This window comes from Flavobacterium phragmitis (assembly GCF_900112575.1).
Lineage (GTDB): Bacteria > Bacteroidota > Bacteroidia > Flavobacteriales > Flavobacteriaceae > Flavobacterium > Flavobacterium phragmitis.
In genome coordinates, this window is the sequence record NZ_FOMH01000005.1 from 153,711 (window position 1) to 174,968 (window position 21,258).

The following is a 21,258-nucleotide window of genomic DNA, read 5'->3' on the forward strand; positions in this document are numbered from 1 at the left end:
CAATTGGTTTTTCAAAGCATTTTTGCATCATCATAAACCAAAAAACGATAAAATGAATATCTATCTGCCCTTGAAACTTTTAATTGCGCTTTTGCTTTTCTGCCTTTCTTTTATTGCCAATGCGCAAAATGAAACGCCAAAAGATTCTATTTCTAATCAGGAATTGAAAGAAGTCGTCATAGCTCAAAATAAAAAGACTTTTACCAATACCAACGGAAATATAAAAGTCGATGTTGCCAATTCTGTTTACAATGCGATTCCCAATCCGGTAGATTTGCTTTCGAAACTTCCAAATGTACAAGTGAGTGCAGATCGCGAAAGTATATCGATTGTTGGCAAAGGAAATCCGCTGATTTATATTGATAATCAAAAAGTAGGAATGAACGACTTAAATGCGCTGCCTGTTGACGATATTAAAACAATTGAGATTATTCAGAATCCATCTTCGAAATACGAAGCCGAAGGTCGTGCAGTGATTTTGATTACCAGAAAATTAAGCAGAAAAGACGGTTTTAAAACGAATGTTTCGGAAACCGCTTCTTTCAAAAAAAACTATAATAATTATTTAGGATTTAATTCTAGCTTTAAAAAGAATAAACTGGAATGGAAAGCTAATTTTAATTACAACAAATTGCAACCTTGGGAAAACCATAGTATTGCATATAATATTCCGCTGGCAAATATTGTTTCAGATTATGATGTTTCGGCAGTTACTTATAGAAAGGAATATATTTTCGGCGGAGGGTTATTTTATAAAATTAATGAAGAAGATTATTTTTCTGTGAATGTAAATGGAAGAAGAAGAAACGACACTTTTGACATCAATACATTCACTTTTAACAAAAATGAAAACGAAGAAAATAATGTTTACACCTTCAGTGATAATTCCAGTTCAAAGAATTTCATTAATTCGTTTATCAATTATTCTAAGAAAATAAAAGCGATTGATACGAAAGTATTTGTTGGTCTTCAGGGTTCCAATTTTAATCAGGATTTGTGGAGTTTAGTGCAGAATAATTTTAATGAAACTGAACTGCAATTATCTCAGAATCGTAATCAAAAGTTTGATGTCGATGTACTTTCGGGTCGAATTGATTTCGAAAAAAAGTTTAAAAACGAATGGAACTGGGAATACGGCGGATTGTATTCCAGTGCCAAATCCCAATCGGATTACGATGTTTTTGATTATGATAAAAATGAAAACGCCACCTTCGATTATCACTTTAAAGAAGCTAATTCTGCAGTATATACTCAGCTTTCGGGTAAAGTTAAAAAAGTTGATTTTTCTGTCGGACTCAGACTTGAAAATACAAATGTAAACGGAAAATACAGTACAGATAACGCTTTTCTAATTCATAAAAATTATACGAACCTTTTTCCAAAAGCGCAGTTTTCATTTGCCATCGATAGTACTAAAAGTCTAAGTGTAGATTATGCTAAAAGTATTTCAAGGCCCAATTATTCTTCTTTGAGTATGATTGCGACTTACATCAATCCGTATTTTATTTATGGAAGCAATATCAATTTGGGACCAACTTTTATAGATGTAGTTTCAACTGTTTTTCAATATCACGATAAATCAGTAAAACTGACTTTGTATCAAAACAAAAATCCTACTTATCAGGATTTTGTATTTGATGATCAAAATAATGTTTTGACTTTTACCGAGAAAAACTTCCGAATAGAATCCGGTTACAACATCGAATTCACATTGCCATTTGTCTATAAATTTTGGACGAATATGAACTCTTTAATTTTTGCAACCAACAAAATTGAAGATGATTCGGCAGTATTCAATTCTTCTAAAACTTATTTGTATTACTATTCTAATAACACTTTTAAACTTCCTAAAAATTTTACTTTCGTTCTGTCTTTTTGGGGCGCAACGAAACAAAAAGAAGGTGTTTTTGAACGAAATGCAAAACTAATTTTTGATATGTCATTAGCAAAATCGTTTGGTAAAAACTGGACTTGCACTTTGAATTACAATGATATTTTTAAGAACACAATTTATTCAGAACGCTTTACAATCAATACTATCAGTTCAAGAGCCAGATATTTGGTCGATGCCAATGAAGTTTCTATAACCCTCAGATATTCTTTTGGAAAAATTAAAGAAAGTGAGTTTAAAGAAAAAAGCGTCAATGAGAATGAAAATAGAATCAGGTAAGATTTAAATTCCAATAATTCAAATTCCAAACTTCAAATTGGAATTTGGAATTTGAGATTTGGAATTTTATAATTTAATAATCCTCTTCTTCAGATTCTTTTTTTATAGTATCGTGCGGTAATTCTTCATCGTCATCGGTTGAATTTAGTTCAAAAAAACTAAAAAAAGAACCGCCGTAACTTTTCTGAAATGAAAAATTACTCATATGATCGAGTTTGGTATATTTAGAATGTTCGATAATCATCATTCCGTCTTCTTCCAATAAATCTCTTTCAAAAACGGTCAAAACAATCTTTTCAAAGGTCGCCTGATCCAATCCGTAAGGAGGATCTGCAAAAATGATATCATAAGTTGTTTTAGTATTATCTAAAAACTTAAAAACATCACTTTTTGTTGCAGCGATATCAAAATCAAATTCTGATGAAATTTGTTTGATGAATTTTACGCATCCGAAATCGCCATCTACAGAGGTAATTGGTGCGCTTCCACGTGAAGCAAATTCAAAACTGATATTACCGGTTCCCGAAAATAAATCCAAAACCTTTAAGCTGTCAAAATTGAAATGATTATTCAAAACATTAAACAATGCTTCTTTACTCATATCAGTCGTTGGTCTTACAGGCAGATTTTTTGGCGGATTAATTCGACGCCCTTTGTATTTTCCTGAAATGATTCTCATGATTGAAATAAGATATAATGTTTTTGATTTTGAGCTGTTGAAAAACTATTTTTTTCCTGAAGTTTAGAAACATCTAGAAAAGAAATATGACGAACATATTTGTAAGCAATTTGATAAAATGGATCGTTTTCTGAAATAGTTCCTAAAAATTCTAATCTAAAACTTTCCGGATTCATGCTTAACTGTTCTGCGGTAAACAAAATGTAGTAAATGAAGTCTTCCGGTGTTTGATATTCAAATGAATTGAATAATAAAAGCTTCTGATTCTGAACCACTATGATTTCAAAATTCCCAGGGTTAAAATTAATGACCATTTTCTTTTCGTCATCATTACGAGAATTATCCAGCAGTTTTTCTACCAAAATAGTGTTGGCATGTCTGTAATTAAAAGATCCCACGTTATCAATCAGAAAATTATTGATATTCACATACGGAATATAAACAGAATTCATTTCGTAATTTGGGATTCGGTCAAAAGTAAAAAAGTCAGTTTCAAATACTTTTGTAGTGTATTGCAGATAACTTCCCAGGTAATTTTCATCAAACAAGGCGGTCGGAACAAAAGTCGAAAGATTGTTGGTATGAATAACCATTACATCATCATAATTACCCTTTAGTTCAGGATTGTTCTTGAATGCATCGCTGAATAAATCTTCAATTTTAGCCGTTTTGTTTGAAGTATCAAATTTAATTTCTTTAAATGAAGTAATGACATTATTTAAAGTATCAAAACAGCAATATGAAAATCCAGACAGTGAAACCTGAATAGAAAGTTTTTTGTAATTTTTTGAAGTAATGTTGGTGTTGTGTAATGACATAATTGATTTACAATTCGTTACCTGTTTTAAATCAAGAAAGAATTTAAGCGACCACAAACTTACAAATAAAAAAAATAACAATGTCAATTTCAATGGCAATGAAAAGGACTTAATTGACTGGCAATTTCAAAATTTAATATTACAAGAAAGTTAGCAGAATATTATTATTTTGTTTATTATGAACTATTTAAGTGTTTAAATGAATTTAAGTTTTAATAATCGCTTTTAATTTTGAGATTGAGATTGAAATTTGGTTTTTTCATTACTATTGCCATTGATTTTGCGATTGCCATTGAAGTTGTTTTTTTGCCATTGCTATTGATTTTCGCTCTTGCAATTGAAATTTGAAATTGCCATTTAAAAAGGCGAACTTTGCGTTTCAAATTTTCCTTATGAATTCAGCACACTTTTACGGTATTTTACAAAAACGATTTCCTTTTGTTCCAACTCTTAAACAGGATATCTTTTTTCAAAAAATCGCTATTTTTTTAACCGAACCACAAAATGACACTATTTTCGTTTTGAAAGGATATGCCGGAACAGGAAAAACGACTTTAATTTCTACAATCGTAAATAATTTGGGAGATATTAACAAGAAATACGTTTTGCTGGCTCCAACTGGGCGTGCAGCGAAGGTGATTTCAAATTATTCAAATAATCCGGCTTTTACAATTCATAAAAAAATATATTTTCCTAAAAAATCATCGGGTGGAGGAGTGGCTTTTACAAAACAGGTTAACAAACATAAAAACACCATTTTTATCGTCGATGAGGCGTCGATGATTTCAGATAGTACGTTAGATAGCGGTTCGCTTCTGGATGATTTGATCAATTATGTGTATTCTGGGCAAAATTGTAAAATGCTTCTTTTGGGAGATACGGCTCAGCTTCCGCCGGTTAATTTAGATGTTAGTCCGGCTTTAGATATCGATACTTTGGGTTTTCATTACAGCAAAGAAATTGAACATATCGAATTGGACGAAGTGATGCGTCAAGAAGAAAGTTCTGGGATTTTGTATAATGCTACAGAATTACGTGAATTACTCAAAGAAAGCTTTATTACAGAATTCCGATTTAATGTAAAGAAATTTAAAGATATTGTTCGATTAACAGATGGTTACGATATTCAGGATGCAATCAATATGGCGTACAGCAATTACAGTATTGAAGACACAGCCTTTATCGTTCGTTCCAACAAAAGAGCCAATCAATATAACGAACAAATCAGAAGCCGAATTTTATTTAAAGAAAGCGAACTTTCGGTTGGTGACTTTTTGATGGTGGTAAAGAATAATTACTTCTGGCTGAAAGAAACGGATGAAGCGGGATTTATTGCCAACGGAGATATTATTGAAGTTCTGGAGTTATTCGGAATCAGAGAATTATACGGATTTACATTCGCGAAAGTGAAAATCAGAATGGTCGATTATCCAAATCAGAAACCTTTTGAAACCGTTTTGATTTTAGATACTTTAAAAAGTGAATCTCCTTCTTTAACTTACGAAGAATCCAATCGTTTGTATGAAGAAGTAATGAAGGATTATGAAGACGAACCAACTAAATACAAAAGATTCCAAAAAGTAAAAGAAAACGAATATTTTAACGGTTTGCAGGTTAAATTCTCCTACGCTATTACGTGTCATAAATCACAGGGAGGTCAATGGAATACGGTCTTTGTAGAACAACCGTATTTACCGGATGGGATTGATCGTGACTATATTAGATGGCTTTACACGGCAATGACACGTGCAAAGAATAAGCTGTATTTGATAGGGTTTAAGGACGAAAGTTTTGAGGAGTAAAGTTTTTTCGCCATGAATTTCATTAATTCAAAGCTTTAAAAAAATTTGTGAAAATTCGTGAAATTCATGGCGAAAAAAAATCTTTTTGCAACTTTGTGTAATAATTACTAATGGACGAGATAAATAAAAATATAAGAATGAAAATAATAGCGGTAATTCCGGCACGATATGCTTCAACCCGTTTTCCGGCAAAACTGATGCAGGATTTAGGAGGCAAAACAATAATTTTAAGAACCTATGAAGCTGCGGTTTCGACAAAACTATTCGATGATGTTTTTGTAGTAACCGATTCTGATTTGATTTTTGACGAAATTGTTTCCAACGGTGGAAAAGCAATTATGAGCATCAAAGAGCATGAATCTGGAAGCGACAGAATTGCTGAAGCTATCGCAGATCTTGATGTTGATATTGTAGTAAATGTTCAGGGAGACGAGCCGTTTACAGAAACAGAGCCTTTAGCACAAGTATTATCTGTTTTTAAAAATGATCCCGATAAAAAGGTTGATTTGGCTTCGCTGATGCGTGAAATTACAAATGAAGACGAAATTAATAACCCGAATAATGTAAAGGTGGTAGTGGATCAATCGCAGTTTGCATTGTATTTTTCGAGATCTGTAATTCCGTATCCAAGAGAAAAAAATGTTGGAGTAAGATATTTTCAGCATATCGGAATTTATGCTTTTAGAAAACAGGCTTTACTAGATTTCTACAGCCTTCCAATGAAATCTTTAGAAGCTTCTGAAAAATTAGAGCAATTACGTTATTTAGAGTTTGGAAAAAAAATTAAAATGGTCGAAACAACTCATGTTGGAATTGGAATCGATACAGCTGAAGATTTACAAAGAGCCAGAACGATGTTGAAAGATATTTAATTCGTGATATAGAACGCGGATGAAACGGATTCGCTTTCGCGAAAGCGCAGATTGAAACGAATTTTTGTTTTATTGCAACGGGTTAATCTTATTTTTGTCATTTCGACCGAAGGGAGAAATCGCACTCGGGATTCGACAAAGATTGCGTAAAGAACTTTGTCATAGTTTTAAAATTTGGCAAAGAATAGATATAAAAAAAGCTCCAAAATTTTGGAGCTTTTTTTATATCTAAAAATATTCTAAATTACTGGTATAAAGCAGGATATTTAGAAGGATTAACTTCATTCATCATTTCGTAAATTTTCTCGAAGATATCTTCAGCAGAAGGTTTTGAGAAATAATCACCGTCAGTTCCGTATGCTGGTCTGTGTGCTTTTGCAGCTAGAGTCTGCGGTTTGCTATCTAAATATTTATAAGCGTCTTGTTCTTCCAGAATCTGCTGTAAAATATATGCTGAAGCACCACCAGGAACATCTTCGTCAATTACTAAAAGACGATTCGTTTTTGCGATACTTTTCACAATGTCTTTATTGATGTCGAATGGAAGTAAAGACTGAACATCAATTACTTCACAATCAATTCCTAATTCTAATAATTCGTTAGCGGCCTGCTGTACCAAACGTAATGTTGATCCGTAAGAAACTAAAGTAATATCAGCACCTTCTTTTAAAGTTTCTACAACTCCAATAGGTGTTTTAAATTCACCAAAATTTAAAGGCGTTTTTTCTTTTAGTCGGTAACCGTTCAAACATTCAATAACTAAAGCAGGTTCGTCACATTCTAATAAAGTGTTGTAAAAACCAGCCGCTTGTGTCATATCTCTTGGAACCAAAACATGGATGCCACGAATAGCATTGATAATCATTCCCATCGGAGAACCAGAATGCCAGATACCTTCCAAACGGTGTCCACGAGTTCTGATGATTAACGGTGCTTTTTGTTTTCCAACAGTTCTATATTGTAATGTAGCTAAGTCGTCACTCATGATTTGAATAGCGTACAATAAATAATCTAAGTATTGAATTTCTGCAATAGGACGTAAACCTCTCAATGCCATTCCGATTCCCTGGCCGATAATGGTAGCTTCACGAATTCCGACATCGGCAACGCGAAGTTCTCCATATTTTTCCTGCATTCCTTCCAAACCTTGATTTACGTCTCCGATGTTTCCAACATCTTCACCGAAAATTAAAGTTTCAGGATACTTTGCAAATAAAGCATCAAAATTATCACGAAGAATCATTCTTCCGTCTAAATCTGGTTTTGCATTTTCAGCATATTTAGGAAGTACTTTTTCAACAGAAAATACATTTTGAGCAGACTCAGAATGCTGATTGCTACTGAATTTTTCCTGAGTTTCAGTTAAGAAACGCGTAATCCAGTTGGACAATAAAACTTTACTGTTCGGAACTTCAATAAAACGAAGAATCTTTCTGGCATAAACTAATAGTTCTTTCTTTAAAGGCGCTTTGATTGCACTTAATTCAGAAATTAATTTTTTAATTCTTTCTTTATGATTGATGCTTGCTTCCGCAATTTGTTCTAGTAATTCAAGAAGATTTTTCTGCTCCTCAATAATTGGATTGATGAATGAATTCCAAGCTTCTTTTTTAGCTTCAAGAACATGTTTCTTTAATTCGAAATCAAGTTCTGAAAGCTCTTCTGGAGAAGCGATATTGATTGCAATCATCCACAAACGCATTTGGCGGATACAGTCATAATCTTTTTCCCAAGCTAATCTTTCTGCACTTTTATAACGTTCGTGAGAACCAGAAGTAGAGTGGCCTTGAGGTTGCGTTAATTCGCTTACGTGAATTAAAACCGGAATATGTTCTTCTCTTGCGATTGCTCCAGCTCTTTCATAAGTCGAAACCAATTCCGCATAATCCCAGCCTTTTACTCTAAAGATTTCATAACCTTTAGCATCTTCATCACGCTGATATCCTTTTAAAATTTCAGAGATATTTTCTTTGGTAGTTTGGTGTTTAGCATGAACAGAAATTCCGTATTCATCATCCCAAACGCTCATTACCATTGGAACCTGTAAAACTCCTGCAGCGTTTATGGTTTCAAAAAATAAACCTTCAGAAGTACTGGCGTTACCAATTGTTCCCCAAGCTACTTCATCACCATTGACAGAAAATTTGTCTTTGATGGTAATTCCATCAACATTTCTGTAAATCTTAGAAGCCTGTGCTAATCCCAATAATCTTGGCATTTGTCCTGCAGTTGGCGATATATCTGAGCTTGAATTTTTTTGTTTTGTTAGATCTTTCCAAGAACCGTCTTCGTTTAAACTGTGTGTAACGAAGTGTCCTCCCATTTGTCTTCCTGCAGACATTGGGTCGAAAGCTAAATCAGTATGACCATATAAACCGGCAAAGAACTGTTTTGCGTCCAATTCGCCAATAGCCATCATAAAAGTCTGATCGCGATAGTATCCAGAACGAAAATCCCCGTTTTTAAAAGCCTTGGCCATTGCCAACTGTGGCACTTCTTTTCCGTCTCCGAAAATCCCAAACTTTGCTTTTCCTGTTAATACTTCTTTTCGACCTAAAAGACTACATTCACGACTGATTACAGCAGTTCTATAGTCATTCAATACCTCAGTTTTGAAATCTTCAAATGTCAATGTAGTATTGTTTATTTCTTTTATCATAATCTTGAAGGGTCATGTTTATGTCGCGAAATTACTTAAAAACAATCAATAATCATAATTCTTTAAACTAAATATAATTTAATTATTTGTATTTAAAATGAAAAAACAGGACGTTTTATTTATGTTGTTTGAAATAAAAAATCGGTATTTTTGATAATTTCGCAATATTTTGTTTAAAATTTATTTGATTAAAACCATTTTCGGGTAAAAAGAGTAACTAATGTTTTTGGTGAAAAAGTGATAATAAATCGTACTTTTTCATTGTAATTTGGTTGAGATATTTCCCATCCTTTATTAGAATACACTGGAAAATAAAGTTCAAAGTAATCAGGAACTAGATTTAAACGTACTCCAGTATCGTAAACAAAATGTTCACTTTGATGTTTATTTTTAAGAAAACCAATATCTCCGTAAAGTTCTACCCAGTTCCAAACGGCATAACTGGCATTTAAAGTCGTCATCCACTGATTGGCATACGAAGGTTCAAGCTGTGATTTAAAACCACCTTCCGCAATTACATACTGCTGACTAAAAAAACCTGTGCTTTCAGATCTTCCAAAAAGATTGTAATCAAATAAATAATCGGTAGGTCTGTCTAATCCAAAACTAAAATAATCGGAGTTTGTGGTGTTATAAACAAAACTTCCAGCAAATAATCTTAAGTTCAGTTTACGATTGTTTTGAAATAATCTTCGGTATTCAATTTCGCCGGAAACTTTTCCAAATCCGCTGGAAAACTGTAAATCGGTCATTAAATTAAAATGATCAATAAGTTCCGTTTTGGTGTTTGAATATCGTGCATTAAAAATGGAATAATTAGGCTCGGAATTATCCGTGATATAATCGCTTGCTTCACGATTTACGATGACCTGACGAAACAAAAACTGTTGTTTTCTATTGTCCCTAAAATCTTTTTCACGGATTCGGAAAACTACCATCGGATTTAATCTCAAATAAGTCGCATCTGGTGCATAATGGAAATAATTCTGACTAAAAGAATAACGAACGTTGAATAAAGTACTGTTTCTATAATATTGATTCCAAGAAAAAGCAGAAGAACCAGACAAACTTCCTGTTTTAGTAGAAAATGCAGGATTAATATCAAAAGTAAAAGGCTTGTCTAAAATAGTTTTATTGTGAAAACGAACTCCAGGAGTAAGACCATCATAATAATTGTAATAGATAGTTGGGATATATAAAATCTGATTGTAGTAAGGATCTTCTAAATCTTTAGCGAAATTAAACTTAATAGGACGATTGGTTATAACAACACTTTTTAATGACTTCCAGTTGTTTCTCTGATTGTATTCCGGAACTTCATTATCATAGTTTATAACAATTTTATCGGCATTTTTTCTTTCAAATTCGTAAACAGAATCTTTTGTTTTAGGTTCGATCCATTCTTTAAAAACGATTTTATTTTTCTTCAATCCGTAAATAGGAATGGGAGCATAAATTCCAGTTTTGTTTTTAATGGAAAAAGTGACGCTGTCGGGAGTTCTTGATACATTCGAAAATTTATAATCAATAATATCTCTGGAGTCGATTATAGTATTAAAAAACCAGTCTATCTTTTTTGGGCTTTTTTGAGTTAAAATCTTTTCAAAATCATAACGATTTGTCTGCTGGTTTTTGTTGAGATTATAAAACTGTTTTACGCTTTCAGGAACAATATTATGGTTTAAATAATCGTCAAGATAGCTTAAACTTAAACCTGCACGGTATTTACTGGCAATTTGCTCGTTGAATTTGATCAAAGTATTTTTTGGATCTCCCAATGGCTGATCTAGATTTTTACGAGCCATAAGCATATAATAATAGCTGTACTGTTCGTTAAAAGTTAGATTGGTGATGTTATAACTTTTGAAGAGTTTCATATCCGAGAGCCTGCCCAGCATTTTTTTATCCAGATGATTTAGTTCCATATATTTCATCATGGCATAAATCTGAATTGCGTCGTAAACCCAATTGTCTTTTCTGGAATCCATGCGAAGACTGTTTTTGAGATAATTGTTTAAAAAGGTTTTTAAAAATTGAATTTCAAAGATAAAATCATCAGAAAACGGACTGATAAAAGAAGGCAGCTGATTTAATCCATAAAAAGGATTTCGATCATAATCGGTCTGTGAAACTGTTATTTTTTCGTGCGGATATTGACCGATAAAATCAGTTGCAAAAGAAACTACACGATCAATAATTATAGCTTTCTGAATTTCATCGATTTTCTTGTTTTTTAAATTGGTTTCCACTTCAACTAAACCATTGTCATAAGTTCTAAAAGATCTTTGTTTTTCAATATAAAGACTGAAATCGGTTCTGTTTTTTCCAGAAAATGAATAAATACTATAATCATTATTGGAAACGTCTTTAGAAACCGAATTCAAATCGGTTGTAATAGAATACGAATTTGGGATTTTAATTTCAACTTGGTAATCTGTCGCAGCGTTGGCAATATCATCTAAGTTGAAATTGTTGTATTTTATGAAGTTATGATTTTCGAAACGAGCTGGGCTTAAAAACCAATTTTTAAGCAACATGCCACCATTTTGATCAAAACCAAAATGAGTGAATTTATCATTAGGAATTTTAGCAATATAAGTAAGATGAAGATCGATTTTTTCGCCAGGAAGTAGTCTCTGATTTAATTTAACAATAATAAAATCAGGATCTTTTTCGTTTCTTTCCCATTCAAGAGCCATCGTATCAGTAAGACTCAAAATAGTTGTTTTGCCTCTGTCGACAGCTTTTGCTAAATGAAAACCTCTATAGAACTCATCCGAAAAACGTTTTGCTAACGGCGTATTTTTATCTGCAAAAGCATTATTCCAATCATTTAAAACTATAGAAGTTAAAGTATCTTGTGAAATGTTGTGATACGTAATATCCTGTTTTACATTCAGTGTTTTAAGTTCGAGATTTACCGCCACCTCCATCTTAGAAAGATGTTGTGCTGAAAGTTTTACAGAAAACAATAAAACTACAATTGGGCAGATGATTTTAAAAAACAATTTCAAGAATGGCGCAAGATTTATCAGACATACTTAAGTTACGTAAATAAAGTTACTTCGGATTTTTGTAAAAATAGCATAAAAAAAGCTGTTTAAAAAAACAGCTTTCAATTTTTACGTATTTGTAATAAAATTTAACCATATAAGTGATATAAGTTCATTTAAAAGGATTGCTTTAAGCGTAACACTTAAATATACTTATATCACTTATTTAGCTTGAAAATATTTAGAAATTCGGACTCAAATCGTATTTCTTGTAGAATTTATCCAAAACATCAACAACTTCGTCTTCTGTATCAACAATTTTGAATAAATCCAAATCTTCTGGACTAACGGTGTGCATTTTTTCTACCAAAACTGTTTTTACCCATTCAATTAAGCCCGACCAGAATTCAACTCCCACCAAAATAATCGGAAATTTTCCAATTTTTTTAGTCTGAATCAAAGTGATGGCTTCAAACATTTCGTCCAAAGTTCCAAAACCACCCGGCATTACAACAAAACCTTGAGAATATTTTACGAACATTACTTTTCTCACAAAGAAATAATCAAAATTCAAGTTTTTATCGTGATCAATATAAGGGTTAAAATGCTGTTCAAAAGGTAATTCGATATTTAAACCAACCGAAGTCCCACCGCCTAAGTGTGCGCCTTTATTACCAGCTTCCATAATTCCGGGACCACCTCCTGTGATAACACCGTAACCTGCTTTACTGATTTTATAAGCAATTTTTTCTGCCAATTGATAGTATTTATCATCTGGTTTAGTTCTTGCCGAACCAAAAATAGAAACACAAGGCCCAATACGTCCCATTGCTTCGTAACCGTTTACAAACTCAGACATAATTTTAAAAATTGCCCAGCTGTCATTGGTTCTGATTTCATTCCACGTTTTTTGTTTTAAACGATCCTGAATTACTTTATCTTCATCATTATCAAAATCTTCTAATCTCATTTTAGGTATTTTAATTTATTATGTTATTCTGTTTTTAGCTTAATTGAAATAAGGAGCTCATTCCTGCTGTCCGCTATATCTTTTGTGTCCCAATAGCTATCGGGACCACCACAAAAGGATGTCGCTTTCATCAGGGTTAGGGCAGTTAGTTTCAAATAAACAATTGGTTTAATTGAAATATTTTACCCCTTAAAAGCTTGAATTTTTCAAAAAAAGCGGACACTAAATTAACACTTTTTTCCAGAATTGTTACGGAAAACGGGAATTATAATCTAAATCTAATGTTGAGATAATGATAGATTCGTGCTTTTTATTTCATTATCAATGTATTAATATAGATTGTGAATTTAGAATGTGCCGTTCCTACGGAACTTAATTGAACGGGCTCAAAATTCCCAACGGATTAAAATCCGTTGCTACAAAACACATCGTTCCTCCGGAACTTCATTGCAATCATCATCAAAATTGTCAAAGGATTAATCCTCACTACTATCTTGAAGTTATTATTAGATGTTTAATTTGTTAAGGAATTCATTAAAAGTGCAATTTTCTTTAAAAGAGCCATCAGCTCGATTTATACTGTAGCAACGGATTTCAATCCGTTAAAGAATAAAGCAAATTCGAAAAAAAGAGCCATAGGCTCGACCAATATTGTAGCGACGGATTTTAATCCGTCGTTGATATGTGAAAGCAGAACAAAAGATCCGTAGGATCGGTCAATATTTTCAGAAGAATTTATATGTAAATCTTTGTCAAAGTTCTAAACTTTGACAAAGACCTTTTCTTTACTCCAATTCTTTTTTCAAAAACTTAGCTGTATAACTTTTTTTATTCTTAGCAACTTCTTCCGGAGTTCCTTTGGCAACGAGTTGTCCACCACCTTTTCCACCTTCCGGACCTATATCGATAATATAATCGGCTAGTTTGATTACGTCCATATTATGTTCGATTATTAAAATCGTATTTCCTTTATCAACCAGTTTATTAATTACTTCCATTAAGACACGAATATCTTCAAAGTGTAATCCAGTAGTAGGTTCGTCCAGAATATAAAAGGTATTTCCGGTATCTTTTTTAGATAATTCTCCGGCCAGTTTAATACGCTGTGCCTCACCACCTGAAAGCGTTGTACTTTGCTGACCAAGTGTAATATATCCTAAACCAACATCCTGAATGGTTTTGATTTTTCTGTGAATCTTCGGAATGTTCTCAAAAAACGGAACCGCTTCGTCAACCGTCATATCCAAAACATCCGAAATAGATTTTCCTTTGTACCTAATCTCTAAAGTTTCTCTGTTGAATCGTTTCCCTTGACAGGTTTCGCATTCTACATAAACGTCCGGTAAAAAGTTCATTTCGATGGTTCTTACACCAGAACCTTCACAGGTTTCGCAACGTCCCCCTTTTACATTAAAACTGAAACGTCCTGCTTTATAACCGCGAATCATACTTTCTGAAGTCATTGTAAACAGATTTCTGATTTCAGAGAAAACTTCAGTATAAGTTGCAGGATTCGAGCGTGGTGTACGTCCAATCGGACTTTGGTCGATATCAATAACTTTGTCAATATGTTCTAGACCTTCAATTTTTTTATAAGGCTGTGGTTTTTTAACACCATTAAAATAATAGGCATTCAGAATCGGGTAGAGGGTTTCGTTTATCAAAGTCGATTTTCCACTTCCTGAAACTCCTGTAACGCAAACCAGCTGACCTAACGGAATTTCGATAGAAACATTTTTTAGGTTGTTTCCTGTAGCTCCTGTAAGTTTTAAGAATTTACCGTTTCCTTTTCGTCTTTCTTTAGGAATATCAAATTTCATTTTACCATTCAGATATTGAGCGGTAATGGTATTTGATTTTAAAGTTTCTTTTGGAGTTCCAATACTAATGATTTCTCCTCCATATTTTCCGGCTTTTGGGCCAATATCAATTACATAATCGGCTGTTTCGATCATGTCTTTGTCGTGTTCTACGACGATAACTGAGTTTCCAATATCGCGTAATTGTTCTAAGGATTGAATCAGTTTTTCGTTATCTCTTTGGTGTAAACCAATACTAGGTTCATCCAAAATATATAAAACGCCAACTAATTGCGATCCAATTTGTGTTGCTAAACGAATACGCTGAGCTTCTCCACCAGAAAGTGATTTTGAACTTCGGCTTAAAGCCAAATAATTCAAACCAACATTCATTAAAAAGTTCAAACGATCTTTAATTTCTTTTACAACTTCAGAAGCAATTAAAAGCTGTTTGTCAGTCAAATGATTATTCAAATCATGAAACCATGCAGTTAAGTCTGAAATATCCATATCACACAATTCGGTAATATTTTTTTCATTTACTCTAAAGAATAATGCTTCTTTTTTAAGACGTGAACCTTCGCAAACCGGACAAGGAATTTCGTCCATAAAATCTTTTGCCCAGCGTTTGATACTGGTTGTAGCACTTTCGTCATACTGATTTTTAATGAAATTAGAAATTCCTTCAAAATCAATCTTATATTCTCTTGTTACGCCAAGATCTTTTGAGCTTATGGCAAATTTATCTTTTCCGCCATACAAAATCATCGTCATGGCTTCTTCCGGAATCTTCTCGATTGGATCAGTAATTTTGAATCCAAATTTTTCTCCAATGGTTTCTAATTGTTTGAAAATCCAAGAAGATTTATATTCGCCAAGCGGAGCAAAACCACCGCTTTTTATGGATAATTTCGGATTTGGGATAATCTTTTTGACATTGATTTCATGAACCGTTCCCAATCCGTTGCAATGCGGACAAGCTCCTTTTGGAGAGTTGAAAGAAAATAAATTCGGTTCTGGATTTTGATAGGATATTCCGGTTGAAGGGCACATTAAATTTCGGCTGAAATAACGAACTTCATTGGAATCCTGATCTAGAATCATCAAAACATTTTCACCGTGATGCATGGCAGTATTGATACTTTCTGATAATCTTTTCTGATTGTCAGGCGTATTTTCAATCTGCATTCTGTCTACCACAATTTCAATATCGTGTGTTTTGTAACGGTCTAATTTCATTCCCGAAACCAAATCCTGAACTTCACCATTTACGCGGACTTTTAGAAATCCTTGCTTCGTAATTTGTTGGAATAGTTCAGCATAATGTCCTTTTCTGGCTTTAATGACCGGAGCCAAAATATTGATGCGTTTTCCTTTATAATCCTGAATAATCAAATCTTTAATTTGTTCATCAGAATAAGAAACCATTTTTTCGCCTGTGTTGTAACTGTAAGCATCAGCACCACGAGCGTATAAAAGTCTAAGGAAATCGTAAATTTCAGTAATAGTTCCCACAGTTGAACGCGGACTTTTACTGGTCGTTTTTTGTTCAATTGCAATTACAGGAGAAAGTCCGTCGATTTTATCTACATCGGGACGTTCCAATCCGCCAAGAAATTGCCTCGCATAGGCAGAGAAAGTTTCAACATAACGACGCTGACCTTCAGCATAAATAGTATCAAATGCTAAGGATGATTTTCCCGAACCCGATAAACCAGTAATGACAACCAGTTTTTCACGCGGAATGGAGATATCGATATTTTTTAGATTATGAACTCTTGCACCAAGAACTTCAATAGTATTGTCTTTTTCTAACATAATTTTGAGCAAAACGCAAAGTTACCACTTTGATTTGTTCTTTTAGTACTAGACTATAGAAGTTTATGTTAAAAATTGTAACAAAAAACGCTAGTTTACACTAGCGTTTTCTCTTTCGGGTTGCTATATATTCTTCTATGGCTTCTTTGGTTGTGTACCAGTTTCGACCTTCTTTATAAGCATCTATTTTACCTGTTCGGGCAAGTAGACTAACGTATTCTTGTCCGTAATGAGTTTCTGGTTCATTGACAATATCTGATATTGGCTGATAATCATAAGTACTTCCAGGCATTGCGTTCAGGTAAATATTTAAGGTTCTTTCTAATGCCTGGCACATCAAGAGTGTAAGTTTTTGATAATTACCATTGTTCGCTTGATTTATTGCCTCGTAATATTTTTTTCTGTCATTCTTAAGAATGATTGCAGGAGGAAAACCACAACGCATTAAAAGGAGATTCATACTTAAACGAACAGTTCGACCGTTTCCATCAAAAAAAGGGTGAATCCATACTAGTTTATGATGGTAAATTGTAGCGAGTTCAATATCATTTAAACCTAATGGATTTGTATTGATAAAGTCAATTAATTCATCGATATAATCGGAAACTTTATTGGCATTTGGAGGTGAAAAATTAGCTCCTGAAATTCTAACGCCGCCATTTCGAATACGTCCTGCAAAATCATCTTCGATAGAACGTAAGACTAAACCATGAATAGAGAGTATATCAATACTTCTTAGTTTATAATTTTCATTAACAATTGAATATAGATAATCAATTGCTTTATCATGATTATGTGTTTCAAAATGTTCACGCAACGATTTTCCTTTAATGGTAATACCTTCCTGAATTACCATTTGGGTTTCGCGTAAGCTCATTGTATTTCCTTCAATACTATTTGAATTGTATGTCCATTCCAGAGATAAGCTTTCGCGGATTTTATTCAAAGCAATATTAGGCAATGGTCTGCTGGTTTGCAGTTCCTGCCTTTTTTGATACAATCTATCAAAGGTTGATTGAAATTCTTCTCTGTATGTTAGGTCTATATTCCACATTATGACCACAAAGGTATTTCTTAATATCGGATAATAAAAACTTTTAACTTATCCGATATTAAGCTTTATTCTATTGTCATGGCACGTAGTTTTGTTCTATAAGCTTCTAGAGCAATAGACTTGGAAATAAACCCGTGGTATTTTCCATTTCTCAAGACAGGAAGAAATGCCGATTTCGATTTTTCGAATTTGCTCATTACAATTTCCATGCTGTCAAAAGAAGAAATTGTGGCTAATGGCGTTTTCATTACGTCTTTAATCTGGGTATATTTTACACGATAAGAATTAAAAATAATTTCTCTGATATCATTAAAATGAACCACTCCAAGTAACTCTTTTTCATTATCAACAACTGCAAAAACAACTTGATTGGAATGAGAAATAAGATCAACCAATTTGCTCAAATTTTCTTCAGGATGAACTGTTAAATAATCACATTGAATAATAGTATCAATGTCTAAAGTTGAAAGAATATTAGAATCTTTATTGCTGGTAAAAGCGTGACCTTTTTTCACTAATCCTTTTACGTCAAGTGAATATTTTTCGTAACGTTTTGAAATTGCAAAACTGATGGAAGAAACAATCATAAGCGGAATCATTAATCCGTAACCTCCAGTGATTTCAGCGATTAAGAAAATTGCAGTTAAAGGGGCATGAAATAAACCGCTCAAAATTCCGGCCATTCCAACCATTGTAAAGTTGGTAATTGGTAATTTTGATAAACCAATCATGGTAATAAGCTTAGAAAAGAAATAGCCTAGATAAGAGCCTAAAAATAGAGAAGGAGCAAAGTTTCCTCCGTTTCCACCACTTCCAAGAGTTAATCCAGATGCAAAAACTTTCATCATCATAGTGGCACCCACAAAAAGGAGTAAAACCCACTGATTATTTCTAAAATCTGCAAAAAGTGTATTGTCTAATAATTTTCCAGGATCGGTTTCAGATAAAGTTCTGATGCTTTCGTAACCTTCACCAAACAGAGTTGGAAAAACAAAAATCAGCAATGCTAAAAGTGACGAACCAATTAATGCTTTTTTATAAGGATTGATCTGTTGTTTGGCAAAATAATGTTCTACTCTCTGGAAATTTCGGGAATAATAAATTGCTGTTAGCCCTGTTAAAACCCCTAATATTACATAAAAAGGAATATTGTGATAATCGAATGTTTCTTGTTTTTTGAAGCTTAAAAGAATGCTTTCGTCCAAAACAATAGCCGAAACTAATGCACCAGTTGCCGCAGATATCATGATAGGTGTAAAAGCAGAAATGCTAACATCTACCAATAAAACTTCAATTGCAAAAAGAACACCGGCAATTGGAGCATTAAAAGCAGCAGCAATTCCCGCTGCAACACCACACCCAATTAGTAAGGTTCTGTCTTTATATTGCATTTTATAATTCTGGGCATAATTAGAACCAAATGCGGCACCTGTAATTACAATGGGACTTTCCAAACCTGCAGAACCTCCTAAACCAACTGTTAACGAACTCGTTACGATTTGAGCATACATCTGCTTTCTCGGAATGATACTGGCTTTTTTGGCAACGGCATAAAGGATTTGAGAAGTTCCTTTTTGGATACTTCCATTAAGGACTTTTTTCACAACAAAAACGGTCAATAGAATCCCGACAATCGGAAGGATACTATTAATAAAGCTTAACTTTAGAATTCCGTTAATGTAAGTTGCAAAAGAGAATACGCTGTGTGCGAAAGTTTTAAGAACAATTACGGCAAGAGAACATGAAATTCCAATAAGAACGCTTGACAAAAAAAGAAACTGCTTTGGAGTCATTAAGGATTGTGCCAACGCAATGATGCTTTCGAGTCTTCTGAAATATTTTTTTAGCATTCTGATTTAAAATTATTCTTTCTTACAAAATTAGTTCATAATCCTAGATTAAAAAAATAAAAACGAATATCTCTTAAAAACCTACCGCTTTGTCATCTCCTCTAAAGTCGGCTCCGCCTTCTAGTTTGCTGTCAGGCAAAACTAAAATGGCATCAACTTTTCCTATAATTGGAGTTGGTTTTTCATTGATTAAGTAATTTTTAGCTTTTAGTTTGTCTATTGTTTTTGTCTCAAAAGCATTTGGTTCAAAAGTAATCAAATCAGGAAGCCACTGATGATGAAAACGTGGCGCATTTACGGCTTCCTGCATGCTCAGATTGTATTCGTAAACATTTAAAATAGTTTGCAAAACCGAAGTAATAATAGTAGAACCGCCTGGAGTTCCCACAACCATAAATAATTTTCCGTTTTTCTCAACAATTGTAGGCGTCATTGAACTTAACATACGCTTTTGTGGTGCAATGCTGTTGGCTTCATTTCCAACCAAACCAAACATATTTGGAGAACCTGGCTTTGCACTAAAATCATCCATTTCGTTATTCAAAAAGAAACCTAATTCGTCGCAGTAATATTTAGAACCATATCCGTCGTTTAAGGTTGTGGTTGCTGCAATTGCATTTCCAAATTGATCTACAATAGAATAATGTGTTGTTTCGGTACTTTCGGCATAAGTAACTTTTCCTTCTTTTATTTCAGAAGACAAAGTGGCTTTTTCTGGATTAAAACTTGCCATTCGATCGCGTAAATAATTTTGATCTAATAATTCTTTTACTGGAATTTTAACAAAATCCGGATCTCCTAAAAAGTAGCTTCTATCGGCATAAGCTCTTCTTTCAGCTTCGACAATAATCTGAATGGCATCGGCTGAATTATGTCCCATTTTGGCTAAATCATACGGTTCCAGCATTTTTAGAATTTGTGCCAGACAGATTCCGCCACTGCTTGGTGGAGACATTGAAGTTATTTTTAAATCTTTATACGTAAACTGAAGCGGTTTTCTCCATTTAGCTTCATATTTAGCCAAATCTTCCATTGTAATAATGCCGCCTTTTTTCTTCAGATAATCAACTAAAATTTTAGCTGTTTCACCTTTATAGAATTCATTTCTTCCTTTTTTCTGAATTCTTCTCAAAGTCTTGGCAAGAGCAGGATATTTGATAGTATCATTTTCTTTGAAATTTCCAGAAAGCAGAGAAGATTCTCCGTTAATTTTGACAATGCTTTCGTGGTAATCTTTTAAGCTTTTTTCTTGTTTTTTGGTAACCACGACACCTCTTTCGGCTAAAGCAATTACTGGTTCCAAAATTTTGGAAATTGGCATTGTTCCGTATTTTTTATGAACCGCAAAAACGCCGGCAATAGTTCCGGGAACTCCAATAGCTAGAGCTGTTTCGGTACTTTTGCCTTTAATTACATTTCCGTCACTGTCTAAAAACATGTCTTTTGTGGCAGCCAAAGGTGCTTTTTCGCGATAGTCCAAAGAACCAACTTCTCCATTGGCTTTTCGATACACCATAAATCCGCCACCGCCGATATTTCCTGCAAATGGAAAAGCAACAGCAAGAGCCAATTCGGTTCCAACCATAGCGTCAAATGCGTTGCCTCCTTTTTTCATGATATCGGCCCCAATTTTCGAAGCTTCTTCTCGGGCAGAAACCACCATTGCTTTAGTCACTACTAATCCGGTTGGGTTGACTTGCTGAGCATTACTGCTCATATAAATAAAGGTTATTAAAAGCGTAATTTTTTTCATACTGTATAAATTGTAATTAGA

At 33.5% G+C, this 21,258-nt stretch carries 12 protein-coding genes; 3 read left to right on the forward strand and 9 right to left on the reverse strand.

Going from position 1 to position 21,258, the window contains the following annotated elements; all coding sequences use genetic code 11:
* Positions 1-52 precede the first annotated feature (52 nt).
* Complete coding sequence (locus BM289_RS10640) at positions 53-2,170, forward strand: outer membrane beta-barrel family protein (RefSeq protein ID WP_091493074.1); 2,118 nt, start codon at positions 53-55, stop codon at positions 2,168-2,170.
* Positions 2,171-2,243: 73 nt separating this feature from the next.
* Here the strand turns inward: BM289_RS10640 and BM289_RS10645 are convergent, their stop codons facing one another.
* Positions 2,244-2,849 (reverse strand): RsmD family RNA methyltransferase, encoded by a 606-nt coding sequence (locus BM289_RS10645; protein WP_091493076.1) that lies wholly within the window; start codon positions 2,847-2,849, stop codon positions 2,244-2,246.
* The gene (locus tag BM289_RS10650; RefSeq protein WP_091493373.1) at positions 2,846-3,667 is read right to left on the reverse strand and encodes a DUF3822 family protein; all 822 of its coding nucleotides are present in this window, start codon (positions 3,665-3,667) and stop codon (positions 2,846-2,848) included. Before BM289_RS10650 ends, BM289_RS10645 begins: the two co-directional genes overlap by 4 nt.
* Positions 3,668-4,059: 392 nt before the next feature.
* Between BM289_RS10650 and BM289_RS10655 the strand changes: the two genes are divergently transcribed.
* Both BM289_RS10655 and kdsB read left to right on the forward strand, forming a co-directional pair.
* Positions 4,060-5,469: an ATP-dependent DNA helicase gene (locus BM289_RS10655; RefSeq protein WP_091493375.1), complete on the forward strand. Its 1,410-nt coding sequence runs from the start codon at positions 4,060-4,062 to the stop codon at positions 5,467-5,469.
* 137 nt (positions 5,470-5,606) lie between these two features.
* The gene (gene kdsB, locus BM289_RS10660) at positions 5,607-6,341 is read left to right on the forward strand and encodes a 3-deoxy-manno-octulosonate cytidylyltransferase (protein ID WP_091493378.1); all 735 of its coding nucleotides are present in this window, start codon (positions 5,607-5,609) and stop codon (positions 6,339-6,341) included.
* Between the two features lie 244 nt (positions 6,342-6,585).
* On the opposite strand, the gene BM289_RS10665 is transcribed toward kdsB, so the two are convergent.
* From BM289_RS10665 to ggt, 7 genes are all read right to left on the reverse strand, one after another.
* Positions 6,586-9,000 carry an alpha-ketoacid dehydrogenase subunit alpha/beta gene (locus tag BM289_RS10665; protein ID WP_091493077.1) on the reverse strand — a complete coding sequence of 805 codons (2,415 nt, stop codon included), beginning with the start codon at positions 8,998-9,000 and terminating at the stop codon, positions 6,586-6,588.
* 188 nt (positions 9,001-9,188) lie between these two features.
* On the reverse strand, positions 9,189-11,933 hold the full coding sequence (locus BM289_RS10670; RefSeq protein WP_091493079.1) for a gluzincin family metallopeptidase: 2,745 nt from the start codon (positions 11,931-11,933) through the stop codon (positions 9,189-9,191).
* Between the two features lie 301 nt (positions 11,934-12,234).
* Positions 12,235-12,963: an LOG family protein gene (locus BM289_RS10675; RefSeq protein ID WP_091493080.1), complete on the reverse strand. Its 729-nt coding sequence runs from the start codon at positions 12,961-12,963 to the stop codon at positions 12,235-12,237.
* A gap of 785 nt (positions 12,964-13,748) precedes the next feature.
* Positions 13,749-16,580: an excinuclease ABC subunit UvrA gene (uvrA, locus tag BM289_RS10680; protein WP_091493082.1), complete on the reverse strand. Its 2,832-nt coding sequence runs from the start codon at positions 16,578-16,580 to the stop codon at positions 13,749-13,751.
* 100 nt (positions 16,581-16,680) lie between these two features.
* Positions 16,681-17,634: a Fic family protein gene (locus tag BM289_RS10685; protein WP_091493083.1), complete on the reverse strand. Its 954-nt coding sequence runs from the start codon at positions 17,632-17,634 to the stop codon at positions 16,681-16,683.
* Between the two features lie 65 nt (positions 17,635-17,699).
* Positions 17,700-19,484 (reverse strand): chloride channel protein, encoded by a 1,785-nt coding sequence (locus BM289_RS10690; RefSeq protein ID WP_091493085.1) that lies wholly within the window; start codon positions 19,482-19,484, stop codon positions 17,700-17,702.
* Between the two features lie 73 nt (positions 19,485-19,557).
* On the reverse strand, positions 19,558-21,237 hold the full coding sequence (gene ggt / locus BM289_RS10695) for a gamma-glutamyltransferase (RefSeq protein WP_091493087.1): 1,680 nt from the start codon (positions 21,235-21,237) through the stop codon (positions 19,558-19,560).
* Between the last annotated feature and the right edge of the window lie 21 nt (positions 21,238-21,258).